Raw genomic sequence first — 19081 nt, 5'->3', positions numbered from 1 at the left:
ACGAAGCATTCTTTATCGGCGCTTTGGTGGAAGGGGTGGGGCCGATGTCTCCCACAGTCTGTACTGGGCTAACAGTCAGAAGCTGGCTTTTGGTCCCACCCACCCCTTCGAGTCCTACCATACAAGCGGGCTTGCTCGCGAAGGCGTCAGTTCAGCCACACACGTGCTGAATGACAAACCGCTTTCGCGAGCAAGCCCGCTCCCACCAAGAGCTGATCGCAGGTCAGTTGGAAAGTTGATTGGCGAACTGGCCAACCGCATTCACCACTTTCTGCGCACCGTCCTGAATCTCGACAATCACCGTGCCCGCCTCTGCCGCCAGCGCCAGCCCCTGTTCGGCCTGCAGCTTGCCGTCAGTCATAAGGGCCACAGCATTGCGCGCCATTTCCTGGTTCTGCCGCACCACGCCAACAATTTCGTCCGTCGCCTGACTGGTGCGCGAAGCCAGTTGCCGCACTTCATCGGCCACCACGGCAAAACCGCGCCCCTGTTCACCGGCACGCGCCGCTTCGATCGCCGCGTTCAGCGCCAGCAGGTTGGTCTGTTCAGCAATGCCGCTGATGGTTTTGACGATGGTGCCGATCACCAGCGATTGCTCGTTCAGCGCTTCAATGCCCTCACCCGCCGTCTGCATATGTCGCGACAAATCGCGCATCACATTGACCGCCTCGGTCACCACTGTGGTGCCGCGCTGCGCCGTGCTGTCGGTTTGTTGCGAAGTGCTGTAGGCAATGTTGGCCGCTTCGGCAACGGCTTGTTCGCGATTGACCTGATCGGTGATCACCGTGGCGAACTTCACCACTTTGTACAGTTTGTTGTTGGCATCGACCACAGGGTTGTAGGACGCTTCCAGCCAGACTGTACGACCATGGCTGTCGACCCGTTTGAAACGCTCGGCGACGAATTCACCGTTGTTCAAACGACGCCAGAAGTTTGCGTACTCGGCGCTGTTGTACTCCTGCGGCTCGCAAAACATGCGGTGATGTTTGCCCTTGATCTGCGCCAGGCTGAAACCCATGCCGCTAAGGAAACGATCATTGGCGGCCAGTACATTACCGTTGAGATCGAACTCGATTACGGCGGTGGAACGCACCAGCGCGCCGATCAGGTTTTCGTGTTCACGGGAGGCTTCGATGGTGCGCGTCAGGTCACTGGCGTAGATCGAGATGTTCTTGATCCGCCCATCCGACGTGCGCACCGGCTGCACGATCGAGCGCAGCCACGCCTCTTCACCATTGCCGCGCAGCAAACGAATCGCGCCAGCGAAATGCTCGCCACGGTTCATGGCGTTTTTGAAGCGCTGATGAAACTCATCGGACTTCACGTGGGCCGGAACGATGTCTTCGATCGCGCGGCCAATCAGATCGTGGCTCTTGTAGAGCATTTCACTGAGGAAGTTCTGATTGACCGACTGCACCCGGCCGTCGGGCTCAAGGGTCAGCACCAGCATCTCGCTTTCTAGGCTTTCCTTTACTTGCACAAGGCTGGAGAGTTCTTCACGAAGAGCGGCCAGCTCTTGCTTCAAGCGTTTGTTGAACATGGGAAAGTACCGATGGACAGGTTAGAGAGCGGGATGCAGCCTAACCATCGGCCTTGCGCAGCGTTTCTGAAGAGCGCTTGAGACTCCTCAGTCAAAAATAGTTCGGACGTACGTTGTCAGGCAGTTCCGGCTACCTGACATTGTCCCGTGCGCGGCATCCCCGCGCCGAAATACGCCGCGCTGACGATACCGACCGCGCCCATCACCGCGCAGAACATCACGCAGATCCACGGGCTCCACGGCATCAGACCGATCAACAACAGCGGTGTGATACTTGCCCACGCGGCGTAGGCAATGTTGTAGGTGAAGGAAATGCCTGACACGCGAATACGCGCCGGGAACAAACCGACCATCACCGAGGGCACCGCGCCCACCACGCCGCAGGCGAGACCCGCGATGGCGTAGGCGATGCCAATCCAGTCGCCGCCGCTGATCAGGCAACCGTAGAGCACGGCGATACCCAGCGGCAGCAACAGGCTATAGAGCATGACCGTGCGCCAGGCGCCGATGCGGTCGACCAGCAACCCGGCGATCACGCAGCCGATATTGAGAAAAACGATACCCAAGGCGCTGAGGCCGAAGGTGTGGCTGGCGCTCATGCCGAAGGTTTTCTGCATCATCGTCGGCGTGATGACGACGAACACCACCACCGCCGAGGTCAGCACGCAGGTCAGCAGCATCGCCGGTAGCATCGCCAGTCGGTGTTCGCGCAACACCGTGCGCAACGGCAGTTCGACACGCGCCTCACGCTGCGCTTCCATGGCCATGAACACCGGCGTTTCGCTCAGCCAGCGACGCAGGTAGACGCCGATCACGCCGAACACACCGCCAAGCAGGAACGGATAGCGCCAGGCGTAATCGAGGATTTCTGCCGGGGTGAACACTTGCGCCAGAAACGTCGCGGTCAACGCGCCGATCAGGTACCCGAAGGTCAGCCCGGCCTGCAAGAAGCCCAACGCATAACCGCGATGGCCAGCAGGTGCATGTTCAGCCACGAACACCCAGGCACTCGGCACTTCGCCGCCGACCGCCGCGCCTTGGAGGATGCGCAGCGCCAGCAACAACAGCGGCGCGAAATAACCGATCTGCGCGTAGGTCGGCATGATCCCGATCAGCAGGCACGGCAGCGCCATCATCAGGATGCTCAGGCTGAAGACTTTCTTGCGCCCCATGCGGTCGGCGAAATGCGCCATCAAAATACCGCCCAGCGGCCGCGCCAGGTAACCGGTGACAAAGATCCCGAAGCTTTGCAGCAGGCGCAGCCATTCGGGCATTTCCGGCGGGAAAAACAGCTGACTGAGGGTCAGGGCGAAGAACACGAAAATGATGAAATCATAGATTTCCAGCGCGCCACCGAGCGCTGCAAGGCCGAGGGTCTTGTAGTCGGAGCGGCTGAACGGCGCGGGTTGCGCAGCGGAATTGGCAGTCATGACAAAGAACTCTGGCACAGGCAAAAAACCAAGGCGCACATGGTCTACGCAAATGGACGGATGGACAACCCGTTAGACCATAGTCCTGATTTGGAAAAACCTGCTCACAAAACGCCTCGGCTTGATTTACTGTTGGGGCCTGTCCGCAGCCTAGTGAAAAACCTGTGGGAGCGGGCTTGCTCGCGAATGCGGTGGGTCAGCCAAATAAGTGCCGACTGCCCCACCGCATTCGCGAGCAAGCCCGCTCCCACCAAAAGCACTGATCGCTCTGCAGACCCAAAATAACCATAAAAAAATCCGAGGTACTTCTGTGGCCGCTGATATCGAGGATAGCCGCTCCGCGCGCTTCGCCTTGCGCTGTTCCAACTTCGCCGAACGCTGGTTTCCCGATTCCTGGGTGTTCGCCGCGCTGGCCGTCATCATCGTCGCACTGGCGACAATGGCCATGGGCGCCAAACCCACCGACGCCGCGATGGCTTTCGGTGACGGCTTCTGGAGCCTGATCCCGTTCACCATGCAAATGGCCTTCGTGGTGATCGGCGGCTACGTCGTCGCCAGCTCGCCGCCCGCCGTGAAACTGATCGATCGTCTGGCGCGCATCCCGAAAAACGGCCGCTCCGCCGTGGCCTGGGTCGCACTGATTTCGATGGTTGCGTCGCTGCTCAACTGGGGCCTGTCGCTGGTGTTCGGCGGTTTGCTGGTACGCGCCCTCGCCCGCCGCACCGATCTGAAAATGGATTACCGCGCTGCCGGGGCCGCTGCCTATCTGGGGCTTGGCGCCGTGTGGGCCTTGGGCCTGTCGTCGTCGGCCGCACAGTTGCAGGCCCACCCGGGCAGCCTGCCGCCGTCGATCCTGTCGATCACCGGAGTGATTCCGTTCACCGAAACGATTTTCCTCTGGCAGTCCGGCGTGATGCTGCTGGCGCTGATCGTGATCTCGATCATCATCGCTTACGCCACCGCGCCCGGCCCGAACTCAGCACGGGACGCCAAGGCCTGCGGCATCGACCCGGCGTTCAACCTGCCACCGCTGCAACCGCGCACTCGTCCGGGCGAATGGCTTGAACACAGTCCACTGCTGATCATCGTGCTGGTACTGCTGGCGGCGGGATGGTTGTTCCACGAGTTCTCGACCAAACCGGCGATCACCGCGATTTCCGGGCTGAACACTTACAACTTCCTGTTCATCATGCTCGGCGCGCTGCTGCACTGGCGCCCGCGCAGCTTCCTCGATGCGGTGTCGCGCGCGGTACCGACCACCACCGGCGTGCTGATCCAGTTCCCGCTGTACGGTTCGATTGCCGCACTGATGACCACGGTCAAAGGCGCCGATGCGCAGACGCTGGCGCACCACATCTCGACGTTCTTCGTCAGCATCGCCTCCCACGACACCTATGCGCTGCTGATGGGCGTGTACTCGGCGATTCTCGGCTTCTTCATTCCGTCGGGTGGCGGCAAGTGGATCATCGAAGCGCCGTACGTGATGCAGGTCGCCAACGATCTGCAATACCACCTCGGCTGGGCGGTGCAGATCTACAACGCGGCCGAAGCGCTGCCGAACCTGATCAACCCGTTCTACATGCTGCCGCTGCTGGGCGTGCTCGGACTAAAGGCACGGGATCTGATCGGCTTCTCGTTCGTACAACTGCTGGTGCACACGCCGCTGGTGCTGTTTTTGCTGTGGGCGCTGGGGACGACATTGGCGTATACGCCGCCGGTGATGCCGTAACTTGATGGAGTTGCACCTGCTTCAGTGCAGGTGCAATCAATTTTGCTGAGTGGGAAGCACCTTCAAGAGTTCGGGCAATGCGACCTGAACCGTGTCCCACACTACATCCAGATTGATATCGAAATAACCGTGGGCAATTCGATTGCGCATTCCGCGCATGCTGCGCCAGGGAACGTGCGTGTTCTGTGCAGTGAACTCGGGATAACGATCCATCACCTTGGTAGCCGCTTCGCCAATGATGACCAGACTCATGATGACCGCTTGCTGCGTACGCTTGTCGTCGACGAATTCTTCCTTGCTCAGCCCTTCGACAAAAATCAACGCGTCGCTAGCGGCTTGACGCATATGCTCAAGGTAATCGCCGAGCCGATTTTCGATCATACGGGACGGGCCTGATCCAGAACTTGCTGACGAAACTTCAGCGGCAAATCTCCCGGTGTCAGCAGATCAACGGTCACACCCAGCAAATCCTCAAGCTCCACCTGAAGTCCGCCGAGATCAAACAACGTGGCGCCCGGAAGTGGATCAACCAACAGATCAAGGTCGCTGCCTTCAAGATCAGTTCCCAGTGCTACGGAACCAAATACACGCGGATTAGCCACACGAAATCTTCCGACAACCTCACGGATGGCAGTTCGTTGCAAATCAAGAGCAGTGGAAGGTTTCATGAATCACCGTAGCCGGAATCATTAACGCAGCAGTTTAGCAGTGCCGAAGCGTGCTAGACACCGCACCATTTGTAACCCAACCGTCACATCCCCCCAATGGGAAAAGCTCGATGGCCCCAAACAACGCAATTGCGCATGACTGCGCGCGGGCAACAACCCATGGGCGATCTGAGCAACGCCCTGCACTTTCCGGCCGGATAAACCCGCCTGCGACTTGCGCAAAAAACCGTATCGCCCGACTTCTCCGGCCAACACAGCTGATCCACTATGAGGCGCCCCCGAACGAGGGGGACTCACGCTGAAAAGGATCTGAGCATGTTGAAAATCGCAGGACTCACCCTCGCCGCGCTCACGCTGAGCGCCGCCGCCCACGCCGATGTCGACCTGAAACTCGGCAGCAGCGAACGCGTTACCCGTCTCTTCGCCTACCCCAACAATTGCAGCGTCATCTGCTTTCGCAACTGGACGCTGGAGCAGACCGTCGCCCACTACCTGAACCAGAGCGTGCAACGCGACGGTTACGCCAATGCGAAGGTGTTGGTGAAGACTGATAACGGTCAGCTCTACGCCGAGATAACCGGCGTGCCGAAGGGTTACGGCAAACCGTTGTCGGCGCTGCTCGATGCCGGCGATCTGGCTTACAAAGGCGCCAGCCAACTCAACGCCGACGGCAAATGGGCGTACAGCTGGTATCTGTTCCTGCCGCTGGGCATGGCCCTGGAAAACCGCAAAAGCATCGAACTGCTGCACTTCCCGCCGGATTATTCGCTGACCCAGGCGCAGGATTACCTGCGCTCGAACACCACCGATCGCTGGGCAACGTTGCTGACCGCCAACGGTATTCCTGCGGCGCAGACACCAGCGTTTCAAACCATCATCGACATCGCCCCGATCGCCGCGCCCGCCAGCGCCGGCAGTGATCTGGAAGGCGTCTACGGTTACTTCAAGGAATACCAGACCACGCTGGTCAAACAGTTCAGCCAAAGCGCCAGCGGTAACGTGCTGCCGATGGTCGCTTTCGGGGCGCCGGTGCGAAACTGGATCAAAGACCAATACGGGCCGACTGTGGGCGTGCTGGGCCTCGCCACCATCACGCCGAGCAAGGGGGTGAACGTGCCGGTATTGGGCTCCAATCACCCGAGTTACATCTGGTACGCCGCCGACCCGAAAAGCTACACCGGTGATGACGCACAAGCCAAAGCCGATGCTGCCGGCCTGAAAGTGATGGGACAGGATTTGAGCGCCGCTTGCTGGCAGGCCGGGATGGGCAGCAAACCGGGCAGCGACCCGAAGACTCTGCTCAACAGCTGCACACAAACCTGGCAGGTGACGCAGAAGGTCAAAACCTGCGAGCTGTTCTACACCTCGATTCGCAATCTGAGCGCAGAACAAGCCGCCGCGAAATGCGCCACCACGCCGATCAGGGCTGAACTGCAGCAATTGCAGGCACCGTTGCCGGCTGCTGCCGTCCCGGCCCCACATCTGTAGGGTATTTGCGGGTCAGTTTTGGCTGACGCGCAAAAGCGCCAATCGCGCCTGTCAGATCTGACAGTAGACCGGTTTTGTCATATATCGCAGGATTGGATCCATAAATCGTGTTGCAGGACTGACAGGACGTCAGCCTACGGAAGTCGCAGCACCCGTTGGACAAGGATCGTTATGAACAGTCATGCCGTTCACGCCCGTCATGCGTGTGATTCGCCGGGCATTTATCCGTTTGCCGGCCTCCCGGTGCGTCTCGGGTTTCCAGCCAGCGATGACTTCGAAATCATTCACGATGACGATGGTGCCGATGCCGTGATCGCGCATCGGGAGTTTCTGCGCATCACCCGCATGTGTCGCGTATCGGGACAAGTGTTGCCCTATCGATGTCGGCAGACCCGGCAACTGCAAACCGGCCTGCATCTTTACGACCCACGCTTCTGCGGATTGCTGGAACATTCCTGCAACCCCAACGTGTTTCTCGACATGAGCGAATTGTGGCTGTGGGCGCTGAAAGATATCCACAGGGGCGAACGGCTGACCATGGATTTCGCGGCCACTGAAGACAAACTCTTGCGCCAGTTCGCTTGCCATTGCGGATCGTCGCAATGTCGTGGGTGGATCACCGGTTACGACGAACCACCCAACCGCGAAGGCCAACAGTTTTTACAGCGCTGGCGCCACGCGGGCCTGCGCTGAAACGCTGATTACGGCGCGCCGACCGGACGCAAACGATATTGCGGCGGCAACTGCTCGAAACCACTGATGGTGGTGTTCAGGCTTTTCCAGCGGCCATCCTTGATGCCATAGATGCAGCCGTGGATCGACAGGCTCTGCCCACGATGCCAGGCGTTCTGGATGATGCTGGTGTGGGCGACGTTGGCCACTTGCTGGATCACGTTGAGTTCGCACAGGCGATCGACCTGTTCTTCTTCGGTCGGCAACTTGGCCAGTTCTTCGCGTTTTTCGTAGTACAGATCGCGGATCGACCGCAGCCAGCCGTCGATCAGGCCGAACTGGCGATCCTGCATCGAGGCGCGCACACCGCCGCAACCGTAGTGGCCGGTGACCAGAATGTGCTTAACCTTAAGCACATCCACCGCGTACTGAATCACCGACAGACAATTGAGGTCAGTGTGCAGCACCACGTTGGCGACGTTGCGGTGAACGAACAGATCGCCCGGCAACATGCCGACGATTTCGTTGGCCGGCACGCGCGCGTCGGAACAGCCGATCCACAGATACTCCGGCGTTTGCTGGCGGGCCAGTTTGGCGAAGAAATCCGGGTCTTCCTTGGTGATCGCGTCAGCCCAACGCTCGTTGTTATCAATCAGGTCTTGTAAGTCATGCATGCTGTAAGGCCTCAAGAAAGATGCGCTGGTATGACAGTCGACCGCCCGTCGGGGTCACGCTTGAGCCGAAAGTGATTTCGTTGGAATTCTCGTGTGCCCGGTGAGTCCACCTTAGTAAGGCCCACAGTATGAGGAATTGCCATGACTGATTCACGACGCCCTTACGATGCGGTGCAACCGGAGCCCATCGATGATAACGAAGACCGCATGGGTTCGGTGCATGAGCTGGATTTCGACGAAGACGAGCCCAGCGCGAAGATCGGTGATGAGATCCCAGAGCGGGAACGCGAGCAGTTGATGCCCAATGAACGCGTGCGTGAAGCCGGGATGACTGGCGCCTCGGTTGCCGACCATGAGCCGACTGACGATGACATGAGCCCGGAAACGCTGATTCATGAAGACGGTGCGCGGGATGCCGAAGAGGCTGGCGAAGGCAATCAGGCGGATTGGGATTTGAGCATTGTCGATGAGGATGACATTGGCGGTGGCAACGGACTGGATGAAGCAGAGCTGGCGCAGCGCGATCCGCTGGACGGCAAACGCGGATAAACGCGATCCCCTGTAGGAGCTGCCGAAGGCTGCGATCTTTTGATCTGCTTTACATGAACAAGATCAAAAGATCGCAGCCTGCGGCAGCTCCTACAGGGGGGATGTTGTATCCGCAGGAGCAGAATGAGTCAGGGGGTCAGTCAACCAAAGTGCAGGCCATGACCACCGCATCTTCACGCCCGCCCACCGCCGGATAATAATCCCGACGCCGGCCAATTTCATTGAAGCCATAACGCTCATACAACCGGAACGCCGCCGTATTACTGTCGCGCACTTCGAGAAAACACTCCCGAGCCTCAGCCGCATACGCTCGCGACATCAGATGCTCCAGCAGCGTCAGCCCCAACCCTCGCCCCTGACTCTCCGGTTTCACGGTGATATTGAGCAGATGCGCCTCATCGAGAATGATCTGCACCACACCATGCCCAACCTGCTGCTCACCTTCGAACATCAGCCAGATCTGGTATTTGCCCAAGCCGTCGAGAAAAATCCCGCGTGTCCACGGATGGCTGTACGCGGCGAATTCAATCTTCAGCACAGCGTCCAGATCCGCCTCGATCATCGGGCGGAACGATACAGCGTCACTCATTCGATTCTTTCCAGCGCGCCATCAGCCGACGCATGGCTTGCCACACAGCGGCTTTGCGCTGTGGCTCTTCCATTAACAATTCCAGACCGGGAATGGCCCAGGCTGGGCCCAGACCTTCGATCTGCAATTCACGATTGAATGCTTCAGCGTCCGCTTCACCGGCAAAACGCACCGCCGGCAGGCCGATCAGCCACAGGCAGGCGCAGGGTGCGGATTCCATTTGTACCGAAAGGAAACCCTGCACAAAGTCGCGCGCCGCCTCCGGGCCCTGATCCATGGTGCCGCGATTGAGCCACGGCCAACGCACTGGCTCGCCGACAATTTGCGGCGCATCCGGCAGACCGGCGGCACGCAGCATGTCTTTTAGCAATAAATAAGCGGGATCACGGCTCTGGAACGGTTCGCCTGTGGGTAACTCGACCAGCAGCAGGCAACGCCCGGCCCGCAATAATTGCAGGGCGAAACGCGGCGGCGGCACCGGTGCGGGCTTGGCGACGACTGGCGTGTCGTCGGCCTCCTCCACCGGTTTGGCGTTGGTTCGCGTGCTCGCCAGCGACGGGCGCGGCACTTCGATCTTCGGCCGTTCGCTCGGGCGCGCAACAGGCTGCACCGGCGCGGCGGCCTGAGGCGCGGGCACCGGCGGCGCTTCTACCTCGGGCTCGGGCATGTCCAGCAGCTCGGGGCGCGAGGGGGCGGCGAAGGGCAATTCGGTGCGCGGCAGCCAATTGACCACCTGCATGGCGTTCAAATAGGCGCGGCGGCGGGACTCGATAAGCAAAGGGTCGGCCACTTGTGGATAACTGAAGTGGGCTGATTCTACCGCCCTTCGCCCAAGATCGCCCGTTGTTGATCAATCACTTGACCGAAAGAAAAACAACAGCCTGTCCCTGGATTGAATCGTATCGGCTGCGATGCAGTACAATCGCCGCTTTTCATTGCCAACCAGCCGGGCATTCCGATGATCGAACCCAAGCGCGTCTTGCGCGCCCTCGCTGAACACTGGGCGCTTCTGGAGCCTTTGTGTGAGCACTTCGACCAAGGCACATTGAGCCTCAACGAACTGCGCACGCAACTGGCCGCCCAACAACTGGACAGCACGCCGCAGGACATTACCAGCCTGCTCGACGTGTGGATTCGCCTCGATATTCTGGTACCGGTGGCGAAAAGCCCGAACCGGTTCGAGCTCAATGCGCAGATTCACGACTTCCTCGCTTACCTGCGCCGTGAACACCGTTTGGGCCTGTGCCTGGAAATCGAAGCCTATTTGCGTCACCTCGAACGCCTGGCCGGTTACATTCAGGATGCGTTCGACGTTCGCGACGGTCACGACCTCGCCCGTCAGTTGCGTTTGCTCGACATGCGCGTGCGCGATGTTCTGAAGAAACTCGACAACGACGAACAAGCGCTGGTGGCGGTGGCAGAACGCGCCAAGACCAGTGACCGGCAGATTCCGCTGCGTCAGCGTTACGCCGAAGTACTGGCGACGTGGGACGAATACGTCGAGCCGATGATCGATCTGGTGAACGCCGACGGCGCCTTCGAACAAGGCGTGCGCAAGGTTGAAACCGTGCTGCTGAAAATGCTCAGCGAGCAACAGCGCCTCGGCCATCTGGTTGACGATGACATGCTGCTGCGCACCCACGCGCGCATCCTCGAAATGCAGACCAGCGCCCAGTTGACCTTGCGCCATGCCCGCGAACTGTTGCTGCCGCTGCGTGAAGAAGCCCGCCGGCACAACGCCGTGACCCGTGGCGCCGCGCTCGCACTGGCGGCGATCCGCCGTAAAGGCATCGACGCCGTGCCGCAAGCCGCGATGCCGATGTTCACCCGCCCGCAAAGCACCTTCCTCGGCAGCGCCAGTCAGGTCGAAGCCTACGTGTACGCGTTGGCGCGTTTCGAGCCGAAACCGGCACGCTTCCCGAAAGCGCACAAAACCCAGAAAGGCGAAGCGCCACGCGCACCACGCACCGTGCGCGAGATGGTCGACCGTTGCGAAGAATCCCTGCCAATGCCGGATCTGATGACCTGGCTGCTCGAGCAGGAACCGGACGGCGCCACCGACGAATTGCTCTATTGGTTCTCGCGCCTGTCGCGGGAAAAACGCTTCACCCGCGAGCGTCTGGAACGCCGCGAATACCACACTCATGAGCACCAGGTCAGCCTGCGCTCCTTCGCCCTGCTCTCGGCCCGCGACAATGCCGCCGAGGATTCTGCGAGCATCCCCAATGCATCTTGATCTCTCCGAACTGTCCCAACTGGCACCGATCTTCCGCGAGCTGTTCAAGGGTTACCACGTCAGCCGCCGCGACCCGGAACTGTACGCGCAACTGTCGAACTTCCAGGATCAATACCGCACGCTGTTTAAGGCGCTGGGTTTTGAACTGGTCTGCGACACCCGTGGTTTCTACTACTTTGTGCCGGACATGGCCGCTGCGGCGGTGAACAAGACGGCGCAGCGTCTGGCGCTGTTCACCTTCATCCTCGTCGAGCATCTGGCCGATCAGGGCCGCGACCCGATCGCCGTGCTCGATGGCGGCAGCCTCGGCCGCGAAGAACTGCCGTCGCTGCTGGAGAAGTACCGCGACCTGTTTATTCAAGCCGAAGTGCAGACCGTCGAAGAGCTCGAAGAAAAGATCATGCGCCGCATGACTCAACTCGGTTTCGCCGGTGAAGAAAACGGTGTGTACCGTTTCCTGCCACCGATGCACCGTTTCCTCGACGTGTGCCTGTCGGTGCAGCAAGACCGCGATCTGGCGGCCAGCGTGCACAGCGTATTGCCACTGCCAGCGCCGGTGCTGATCGACGAAGCGGCGGAAGCCAAATTCCTCGAAACCGACGATCCGCTTGATCTCAGCGAATTTGATGAAGAGAGCGAAGAAGACGCACTGGCCCGCGCCATTGCCGAAGAACAGGAGTCCGACGCATGAGCCAGGAACGCTACGGCATCCGCCGCTTTGCCCTTTTGAACACCGCCGGTTACAGCCTCGGCCTGTTCCCGCTGGAAGAACCGCTGTCGGTTTACGGCGCGAACAACCTCGGTAAATCGGCGTCGATCAACGCCTTGCAGTTCCCGATTCTGGCGCGCATGTCGGACATGAGTTTCGGCAAGTACAGCCTCGAACAATCGCGGCGCTTCTACTTCGCTTCCGACACCAGCTACATCCTTGTCGAAGTGAATCTGCCACACGGCCCGCACGTGATCGGCGTGGTCGGTCGTGGCCCGGGCGGTGGTTTCGGTCACCAGTTCTTCGCCTACGCCGGCAAACTCGATCTGGCGCATTACCAAAAGAACGACACCTGCCTGCGTCAGAAAGAGCTGTTCAACAACCTTGAGAAAGAAGGCCTGAAAGCCTACGAACTCAAGCCCGATGAGCTGCGTCGTTTGCTGGTGGGCGGTCACACTTCGATCCCGCTGGATCTGACCCTGATCCCGCTGCGCTCCACCAGCGAACAGAGCCTGAAGACTTTCCGCGCGCTGTTCATCAACCTGCTGCACATGCGCGAAATCACTGCGGCCAAGTTGAAGCAGTTGTTCCTCGATGCCTTCGAACACAGCCTGCGTTCCGGCAGTGTCGATTACATCGCCGCGTGCGAAGAAGCCTTCCGCGACGTGCGTCGTATGGAACAGGACTATAACTCGCTGGTCGCTGCCGGCCCGTTGGTTGAAGCCCTGGCCAATGGCGTGAAACAGCGCGACGTGCTGCGCGGCAAGCTGCATCGCCTGTCGCCGCTGCTCGATTCGTTACTCGGCACCTGGTCGGACTACGCCAGTGCGCGCAAGGAAGAGCTGACCATTCAGGCCGACCACTACCGTGGCGAGCAGGACAGTCTGCAAAACAATCAGCGCGGCGGTACTCAGGAGCTGATGCGTCTGGAGCGGGAAATTTCCGGCATCCAGCGCTGGCTCGGCGAGCTGTCGGTACTGAAGAATCGCTTTGCTTTGGTCGATGACGTGAAAGTGCTGGAGCAACAATTGCTCGCGGCCAAAGACGCCCACGACGAACTCGCCGGCGCCTTGGCGCAATCGCGTCAGTTCAGTGCAGAAGATCTCGAAGAGCGTCTGCGCGATCTGGAAAAACGCCTGAAGTCGGTGAAGCAACAACTCGATCACGCCGACAACAACAGCTATGCCCGCCTGCGCGAAGAGTTTTCGCAACAGGACGTCGAGCGCCTGATGCGTTTGTTCAACAGCGCGCTGTTCAGCCTGCCATTGGGCGAACACGGCATCGCCCTCGACGAAGATGGCCAGTGGGTCAAATCGATGGAGCTGATCCTCGATGGCTTCAAAGGCGAGCGCTTCGAAGTGCCGGGCCTGTCGATCGACATCTCCAATATCGAGCCGCCAGCCCTGCAAGCGCTGGCTGACCGTGCCGCATTGCGCGATCAGAAAGAGCGTCTGGAAAAAGAACTCAAGCAACTGAAAACCCAGCAAGCGGTGGCCGCTGACCGCTCGGCGAGCAAGACCCAGACCGAAGCGCTGTACCAGCAAGTGCTGGACGCGCAAAAGGCGCTCGAAGATTTCCGTCGCACCCAGACCTTGAGCGCTGAAGAAGGCGACAAGCTCGAGCAACTGGCGCAGATGGAAGGCGCGCAGGACGAACTCAAGCGTTCCAGCGATGCCTTCACCGAGCGCGTCCAGCAACTGTCGGCCAAGCTGCAACTGGTCGGCCGCCAGATCGCCGATATGGAAGCCAAGCAACGCACGCTCGACGATGCATTGCGCCGTCGTCAGCTGCTGCCGGCGGATCTGCCGTTCGGTACGCCGTTCATGGATCCGGTCGACGATTCGATGGACAACCTGCTGCCGCTGCTCAACGACTACCAGGACAGCTGGCAAGGCTTGCTCCGCGCTGACGGTCAGATCGAAGCGCTGTACGCGCAAGTGCGCCTCAAAGGTGTGGCCAAGTTCGACAGCGAAGACGACATGGAGCGCCGTTTGTCGCTGCTGATCAACGCTTACGCGCACCGTACCGATGAAGCACTGACGCTGGGCAAGGCCCGTCGTGCAGCAGTCACCGACATCGCCCGCACCCTGCGCAACATTCGCAGCGACTACGACAGCCTCGAGCATCAACTGGCATTGTTCAACCGCGAGATCAACAAGCGTCAGGTCTCCAACCTGCAGAGCTTCCGCATCGTCCTCGCGCCGAACAAGGAAGCGCTCAAGCACATCGACCAGATCATCCACAGCGCCGGTCAGTACGAAGAAGGCGAAACCCTGTCGGTGTTCGACCTCAGCCAAAGCGCCGAGCAAGACAACAAGAACGAAGAGGCCAAGGAATACCTCGCGCGGTTGGTGGCGGCAAACCACAACCAGCTCGGTCTCAAGGACTTGTTCGAACTGGCGTTCGAAATCACCAAGGTCAACGGCCAGCCGGTGATCCACACCGACATCGACGGCGCGGCGTCCAACGGCACGACCATGACCATCAAGGCGCTGACCAACATGTACTTGTTGCTGCACTTGATGGATCGCGATCAGGCCGGCCGCGTGCGTCTGCCGTACTACCTCGACGAGGCGGCAGACATCGACGAGAAGAACCAGGCCGCACTGCTGGAAACCAGCCTGCAACTGGGCTTCGTGCCGATTCTGGCGAGTGTGAAGCCGCAGGTCTGCGCCAGTGTCGCGATCGACCTGGAAGGCGGCAGCGGCCCGGCGGGTATCTACATTGATGAGGCGGACTGGAAGTACATCCGTCGCCATGATGTGGTGAAGGCCACGGTGAATGTTGAGGCGGATGAACCGGAGATGGATGCGGTTTGATCGGCGTTAACTGAAGACAAAAAAAGGGCCGCGATCTGCTGGGATAGCGGCCCTTTTTTATGCCTTGGGGTTTGTGCTGATTTTGCGGGCCCTATCGCGAGCAGGCTCACTCCTACAGTTGGAATTCGCTCCCCTGTAGGAGTGAGCCTGCTCGCGATAGAGCCACTTCAAAAACCGCAGGATTTACTTACCGAGCGAAATCTTCGGCGCCCACGTCAGCCACTCATCTTCAAACTTGTCGAACAACGGGAACGTCTGCTCCGCCCGAGCCTGACCGCCCATCCGCTCACCCTCCGGCGTAGCGAATGCGATGCCGCCCTGAATCGCTGTCTCCAGCGATTCGGTGCGCACCGTCAGCCCGTTGAACAAACCGATATCAAATCCGACACCGCTGGTGTTCCAGAAGCGGCTGCCGCTGCGTACGAGCGGCGCGTATTTCGGCTCGATAAGAATGTGCACCAACACACGATCCGCAGTCTGGCCCAGTTCATAACCGGTGACTTTACCCACGGTAATTTCACGGTAAGTCACCGGCACACCCGGCTTCAACGAACCACGGCGAGCGGCGCTCAACACCAGGCTCAGACCCGCCTCTTGTTTGGTGACTTCCGGCGCTGTGGCCAGTGCAACGAAGTTCTTCTGCGGGCCAAGGTTCTTCGCCGCTGGCTGCACTTCGATGTACTTGCCGGTCACCAGGGTTTCCAGATTCTCTGTCTTGATCAGGCCGAGCTCAGGCTTGACCACCCAGAACTGACTGCCAACCCGGGCAATCTTCTCCGGCACTTCCGTGATGCGCGCGGTGAGGATGACCGATTGCAAGTCGTCAGTCAGATCAACGCTTTCAATCTTGCCGACATCCAGCCCTTTGAAACGAACCGGCGTGCCGCTGCTGAGACCGTCGGCGCGATCGACTTTGATCGTTACTACGCTGCCTTTTTTACTGGCGTCGTCATGATTGGCAAACAGACGGAAACGCGGAATGCGTTTCTGCAGCGGTGCCTTGGCTTGCGGTGTTTCGAAGGCGATGCCGCCGGCCATCAGGGTCTGCAAGGATTCACTCTTGACCTGAATGCCGCCGGTCAACCCACCAGTCAACGTCACACCGCTGACGTTCCAGAACCGCGTCGAAGCGTTGACCAGGTTTTCGTATTCCTTCTCGATGTGCACGCCGACGATGATCTGTTTGCGCGTCTTGGAGAATTGGTAGCTCTGTACCGAACCGACCTTGACCTGCTTGTACAAGATCGGACTGCCGACATCGATCGAACCCAGCGTGTCGGTGAACAGCACCAGGTGCAGACCCGGCGAACGCAGATCCAGCGGTGGCGCTTTCGGACGTGCTTCGAACTCACGTTTCGGGGCGGCACCTTTGTCACCCGGACGCACGGCGATGTAGTTACCTTTCACCAGCGCTTCGAGACCCGTGATGCCGGCCAGCGAGATCGACGGTTTGACCACCCAGAACTGAGTGCCCTCCACCAGATAATCTTCGGCTAGCGGATCGAGGGTTAACTCTGCAGTGGCACTGTTCAGATCGGCGTCGACTTTCAATGCTTTCAGGTTGCCGACCTGAATGCCTTTGTACATCACTGGCGTACGGCCAGCCTGCAGGCCTTCGAAGTCGCTGAGTTTGACCTTCACACGAATACCGGCAGCGGCAGCGTCGAAGTCCTCGTAGAGACGGAATGGCAGGCTCGGATCGGTTGGCGGACTGTCCTTGCGATTCTCCGGTGTGGCGAAGGCGATACCGCCGGCGACGATGCTGGCCAGCGATTCGCTGCGCACTTTGACCCCGGACAGGTTCGCGTCGATGCTGATGCCGCTGGCGTTCCAGAAACGTGTGTGTTTGCGCACCAGTTTGGCGTAGGTCGGTTCGATGAACACTTTGAGCTCAACGGTGCTTTGGTCTTCCGACAGCACATAGCTTTTGACCTGACCGACTTTGATCTGCTTGTAGAACACCGGGCTGCCACGGCTCAGCGAACCGAGACGATCAGCCTTGATGGTCAAGTGCAGACCAGGTTTGGCGTCGGACAGCGGCGGCTCTTCGGCCAGCGCCTTGAACTTGCGCGCGGGCTCGCCTTCGCCGGGACTGATAGCGACGTAGTTACCTGAGACCAGCGTCTCCAGACCAGTGATGCCGGCCAGAGTTACGCTCGGTTTGACCAGCCAGAAACGCGTGCTGGTTTTGAGGTATTGCTCGACGTCCTTGTTCATCTCGACGGTGGCAATGACGCCTTTGGAGTTGCCCTCGTCGTCGAGCTTCAGCGTTTTGACCTTACCGACCGACATGCCCTTGTACATGATCTCGGTCTTGTTGGCCTGGATGCCTTCGCCGCTTTCAAAGCGAATCTGGATCTCGATGCCGGTTTCGGAATAGGCACGCCAGCCGAGCCAGCCACCGATGATCAACGCGATCAGAGGCAGTACCCAAATGGCAGACCAGTTCGAGGCCGGTCGGGTTTTCGCTACGGGCAAATCAGTCATGGTCGTCGTCCGACTCCGTGTTATCCCAAATCAGTCGGGGATCAAAAGTTACTGCAGCAAGCATCGTCAGAATCACCACACTGGCGAAGGCGATGGCGCCAAGATTGGCTTCGACACTGGCTAAGCGGCCGAAATTGACGACCGCCACCAGAATGGCGATCACAAAAATATCGAGCATCGACCAGCGGCCAATGAACTCGATAAAACGGTACATCCAGATGCGCTGCCGAGCCGACAGCGGTTGTTTTCGTTGCACTGAAAACAGCAGCAGTGCGATGCCCACCAGTTTGAAAGTCGGCACCAGAATACTGGCGATGAACACCACAGCAGCAATCGGGATCATGCCGTGCTGCACCAACTGGATCACGCCGGACATGATCGTGCTTGGGTCACCTTGACCCAAAGAACTGACAGTCATGATCGGCAATACGTTGGCCGGTATATAGATAATCGCCGCCGTGATCAGCAGAGCCCAAGTACGGGTGAGGCTGTTCGGCCGGCGCGCGTGAACCAATGCACCGCAGCGGGTGCAGGTTTGTTCATCGTTGTCCGCTTCCTGCCGGTTCAACTCGTGGCATTCGGTGCACGTCAGAATGCCTGCATCAATCGCCCGCATGAGCATCTTCCCCTGATAACGCCTGCCAGATCTGGTGCGGCGACATCACCACTTCCAGCCAGACCTGAACCAGCAACAAGCCGATAAAACACGCCAGGCCAAGGCCGACGGTAATGGCGGCCATGTCCGCCAGTTTGACGATCGCCACCAGTACGCCCATGAGGTAAACCTCGAGCATCCCCCAGTCTTTGAGGTGGTGGTAAATGCGGTAGAGCAACAAGCCATAGCTGCGACCGATATCGAAACGGATCGTCAGCAGCACAAACAATTGGCACAGCAACTTGAGCAGCGGAATGGCCATGCTGCACAGGAACACAACAATCGATACGCCTTGCATGCCGGTATTGAACAGACCGAGCACGCCACTCCAGACCGTATCATCCGAAGACTGCCCGAGTAGATTGAGCTGCATGATCGGTAAAAAGTTCGCCGGTATGTACAGCAGCAGTGCCGCAATCACCAGGGCAAGGCTGCGCTGCACCACGTTATGGCGATGGGCGTACAACTCGTATCCGCAGCGGGGGCAGAGGGCTTTCTCGCCGTGGGCAAGTGTTGGCTTGCGCATCAGCAGGTCGCACTCGTGACAGGCCACCAAGTCTTCCAGCGGTAGATCTGACAGCCCGGGGGCGTCAACCGACTCTGACATAAAGGCTCTGGCTCCAAAAAAGGTGGGGCTATTCTAGTGTTCTGGTTCGAAAATAACTGTGCAAATTTGTTCGATGAACCGTGCAAAAACTTTCCTGCGGGCAAAACAAAACCCCAACTGCTTTCGCAATTGGGGTTTCGGAATTTAATCTTGACGATGACCTACTCTCACATGGGGAAACCCCACACTACCATCGGCGATGCATCGTTTCACTGCTGAGTTCGGGATG

The 19081-nt window shown here is 59.3% G+C and carries 16 protein-coding genes and 2 pseudogenes; 7 read left to right on the top strand and 11 right to left on the bottom strand.

Annotated elements, in window-relative coordinates; translation table 11 throughout:
- Positions 1 to 223: 223 nt before the first annotated feature.
- The 3 genes and pseudogenes from GVL50_RS29475 to GVL50_RS26555 all read right to left on the bottom strand — a co-directional run.
- A pseudogene (locus tag GVL50_RS29475) lies at positions 224 to 661 on the bottom strand (methyl-accepting chemotaxis protein); the annotation flags it as partial.
- Between the two features lie 102 nt (positions 662 to 763).
- Positions 764 to 1450 (bottom strand): annotated as a pseudogene (locus tag GVL50_RS29470) (PAS domain-containing protein); the annotation flags it as partial.
- A gap of 206 nt (positions 1451 to 1656) precedes the next feature.
- Positions 1657 to 2970 carry an MFS transporter gene (locus GVL50_RS26555; RefSeq protein ID WP_159815613.1) on the bottom strand — a complete coding sequence of 438 codons (1314 nt, stop codon included), beginning with the start codon at positions 2968 to 2970 and terminating at the stop codon, positions 1657 to 1659.
- 310 nt (positions 2971 to 3280) lie between these two features.
- On the opposite strand from GVL50_RS26555, the gene GVL50_RS26550 reads away from it, so the two are divergent.
- Positions 3281 to 4699, top strand: a complete 1419-nt coding sequence (locus tag GVL50_RS26550) for a short-chain fatty acid transporter (protein ID WP_159815612.1) — start codon at positions 3281 to 3283, stop codon at positions 4697 to 4699.
- A 36-nt stretch (positions 4700 to 4735) separates the two neighbouring features.
- Here GVL50_RS26550 and GVL50_RS26545 read toward each other — a convergent pair whose 3' ends face one another.
- On the bottom strand, positions 4736 to 5080 hold the full coding sequence (locus tag GVL50_RS26545) for a DUF86 domain-containing protein (protein WP_159815611.1): 345 nt from the start codon (positions 5078 to 5080) through the stop codon (positions 4736 to 4738).
- Positions 5077 to 5367: a nucleotidyltransferase family protein gene (locus tag GVL50_RS26540; protein ID WP_159815610.1), complete on the bottom strand. Its 291-nt coding sequence runs from the start codon at positions 5365 to 5367 to the stop codon at positions 5077 to 5079. The genes GVL50_RS26545 and GVL50_RS26540 overlap by 4 nt, the downstream gene beginning before the upstream one ends.
- 315 nt (positions 5368 to 5682) lie before the next feature.
- Between GVL50_RS26540 and GVL50_RS26535 the strand changes: the two genes are divergently transcribed.
- The gene (locus tag GVL50_RS26535; protein WP_159815609.1) at positions 5683 to 6855 is read left to right on the top strand and encodes a hypothetical protein; all 1173 of its coding nucleotides are present in this window, start codon (positions 5683 to 5685) and stop codon (positions 6853 to 6855) included.
- A gap of 171 nt (positions 6856 to 7026) precedes the next feature.
- Positions 7027 to 7548, top strand: a complete 522-nt coding sequence (locus GVL50_RS26530; RefSeq protein ID WP_159815608.1) for a lysine methyltransferase — start codon at positions 7027 to 7029, stop codon at positions 7546 to 7548.
- A gap of 8 nt (positions 7549 to 7556) precedes the next feature.
- On the opposite strand, the gene can is transcribed toward GVL50_RS26530, so the two are convergent.
- Positions 7557 to 8201: a carbonate dehydratase gene (can, locus tag GVL50_RS26525; protein ID WP_007951756.1), complete on the bottom strand. Its 645-nt coding sequence runs from the start codon at positions 8199 to 8201 to the stop codon at positions 7557 to 7559.
- A 141-nt stretch (positions 8202 to 8342) separates the two neighbouring features.
- Between can and GVL50_RS26520 the strand changes: the two genes are divergently transcribed.
- The gene (locus tag GVL50_RS26520; protein WP_159815607.1) at positions 8343 to 8750 is read left to right on the top strand and encodes a serine kinase/phosphatase; all 408 of its coding nucleotides are present in this window, start codon (positions 8343 to 8345) and stop codon (positions 8748 to 8750) included.
- A gap of 136 nt (positions 8751 to 8886) precedes the next feature.
- Here the strand turns inward: GVL50_RS26520 and rimI are convergent, their stop codons facing one another.
- Positions 8887 to 9339, bottom strand: coding sequence for a ribosomal protein S18-alanine N-acetyltransferase (gene rimI / locus GVL50_RS26515; RefSeq protein ID WP_053123834.1), 453 nt, complete (start codon positions 9337 to 9339; stop codon positions 8887 to 8889).
- Positions 9332 to 10078: an energy transducer TonB gene (locus GVL50_RS26510; protein WP_159815615.1), complete on the bottom strand. Its 747-nt coding sequence runs from the start codon at positions 10076 to 10078 to the stop codon at positions 9332 to 9334. Before GVL50_RS26510 ends, rimI begins: the two co-directional genes overlap by 8 nt.
- 219 nt (positions 10079 to 10297) lie before the next feature.
- Here GVL50_RS26510 and mksB point away from each other — a divergent pair, with 219 nt between their 5' ends.
- Genes mksB through mksF form a run of 3 tightly spaced genes read left to right on the top strand, consistent with a single transcriptional unit; the run spans position 10298 to position 15103 of the window.
- The gene (gene mksB / locus GVL50_RS26505; RefSeq protein ID WP_178124224.1) at positions 10298 to 11575 is read left to right on the top strand and encodes an Mks condensin complex protein MksB; all 1278 of its coding nucleotides are present in this window, start codon (positions 10298 to 10300) and stop codon (positions 11573 to 11575) included.
- Entirely contained in the window at positions 11565 to 12266 is a 702-nt protein-coding gene (gene mksE, locus GVL50_RS26500) for an Mks condensin complex protein MksE (protein ID WP_053123840.1), read from the top strand. The genes mksB and mksE overlap by 11 nt, the downstream gene beginning before the upstream one ends.
- Positions 12263 to 15103, top strand: coding sequence for an Mks condensin complex protein MksF (mksF, locus tag GVL50_RS26495; protein ID WP_159815605.1), 2841 nt, complete (start codon positions 12263 to 12265; stop codon positions 15101 to 15103). The genes mksE and mksF overlap by 4 nt, the downstream gene beginning before the upstream one ends.
- A gap of 183 nt (positions 15104 to 15286) precedes the next feature.
- Here mksF and GVL50_RS26490 read toward each other — a convergent pair whose 3' ends face one another.
- From GVL50_RS26490 to GVL50_RS26480, 3 genes are read right to left on the bottom strand one after another with little or no spacing between them, the layout of a single operon-like run.
- On the bottom strand, positions 15287 to 17590 hold the full coding sequence (locus GVL50_RS26490; RefSeq protein ID WP_159815604.1) for an intermembrane transport protein PqiB: 2304 nt from the start codon (positions 17588 to 17590) through the stop codon (positions 15287 to 15289).
- Complete coding sequence (locus tag GVL50_RS26485; protein ID WP_053123847.1) at positions 17583 to 18206, bottom strand: paraquat-inducible protein A; 624 nt, start codon at positions 18204 to 18206, stop codon at positions 17583 to 17585. Before GVL50_RS26485 ends, GVL50_RS26490 begins: the two co-directional genes overlap by 8 nt.
- Positions 18193 to 18852, bottom strand: a complete 660-nt coding sequence (locus GVL50_RS26480; protein ID WP_159815603.1) for a paraquat-inducible protein A — start codon at positions 18850 to 18852, stop codon at positions 18193 to 18195. The genes GVL50_RS26485 and GVL50_RS26480 overlap by 14 nt, the downstream gene beginning before the upstream one ends.
- Positions 18853 to 19081 lie beyond the last annotated feature (229 nt).

The organism is Pseudomonas sp. 18058, assembly GCF_902706155.1.
GTDB classification, from domain to species: domain Bacteria; phylum Pseudomonadota; class Gammaproteobacteria; order Pseudomonadales; family Pseudomonadaceae; genus Aquipseudomonas; species Aquipseudomonas rustica.
Note: the sequence above shows the minus strand (reverse complement) of the source record. Positions and strands in the feature narration are given on the sequence as shown.

Bases quoted from the DNA above. Each gene is read 5' to 3' on its own strand.
- GVL50_RS26555 (WP_159815613.1), bottom strand. From the start codon at position 2,970: ATGACTGCCAATTCCGCTGCGCAACCCGCGCCGTTCAGCCGCTCCGAC.
- can (WP_007951756.1), bottom strand. From the start codon at position 8,201: ATGCATGACTTACAAGACCTGATTGATAACAACGAGCGTTGGGCTGAC.
- GVL50_RS26510 (WP_159815615.1), bottom strand. From the start codon at position 10,078: ATGCAGGTGGTCAATTGGCTGCCGCGCACCGAATTGCCCTTCGCCGCC.
- GVL50_RS26530 (WP_159815608.1), top strand. From the start codon at position 7,027: ATGAACAGTCATGCCGTTCACGCCCGTCATGCGTGTGATTCGCCGGGC.
- GVL50_RS26520 (WP_159815607.1), top strand. From the start codon at position 8,343: ATGACTGATTCACGACGCCCTTACGATGCGGTGCAACCGGAGCCCATC.
- GVL50_RS26485 (WP_053123847.1), bottom strand. From the start codon at position 18,206: ATGCGGGCGATTGATGCAGGCATTCTGACGTGCACCGAATGCCACGAG.
- mksB (WP_178124224.1), top strand. From the start codon at position 10,298: ATGATCGAACCCAAGCGCGTCTTGCGCGCCCTCGCTGAACACTGGGCG.
- rimI (WP_053123834.1), bottom strand. From the start codon at position 9,339: ATGAGTGACGCTGTATCGTTCCGCCCGATGATCGAGGCGGATCTGGAC.
- mksE (WP_053123840.1), top strand. From the start codon at position 11,565: ATGCATCTTGATCTCTCCGAACTGTCCCAACTGGCACCGATCTTCCGC.
- mksF (WP_159815605.1), top strand. From the start codon at position 12,263: ATGAGCCAGGAACGCTACGGCATCCGCCGCTTTGCCCTTTTGAACACC.
- GVL50_RS26490 (WP_159815604.1), bottom strand. From the start codon at position 17,590: ATGACTGATTTGCCCGTAGCGAAAACCCGACCGGCCTCGAACTGGTCT.
- GVL50_RS26540 (WP_159815610.1), bottom strand. From the start codon at position 5,367: ATGAAACCTTCCACTGCTCTTGATTTGCAACGAACTGCCATCCGTGAG.
- GVL50_RS26545 (WP_159815611.1), bottom strand. From the start codon at position 5,080: ATGATCGAAAATCGGCTCGGCGATTACCTTGAGCATATGCGTCAAGCC.
- GVL50_RS26480 (WP_159815603.1), bottom strand. From the start codon at position 18,852: ATGTCAGAGTCGGTTGACGCCCCCGGGCTGTCAGATCTACCGCTGGAA.
- GVL50_RS26535 (WP_159815609.1), top strand. From the start codon at position 5,683: ATGTTGAAAATCGCAGGACTCACCCTCGCCGCGCTCACGCTGAGCGCC.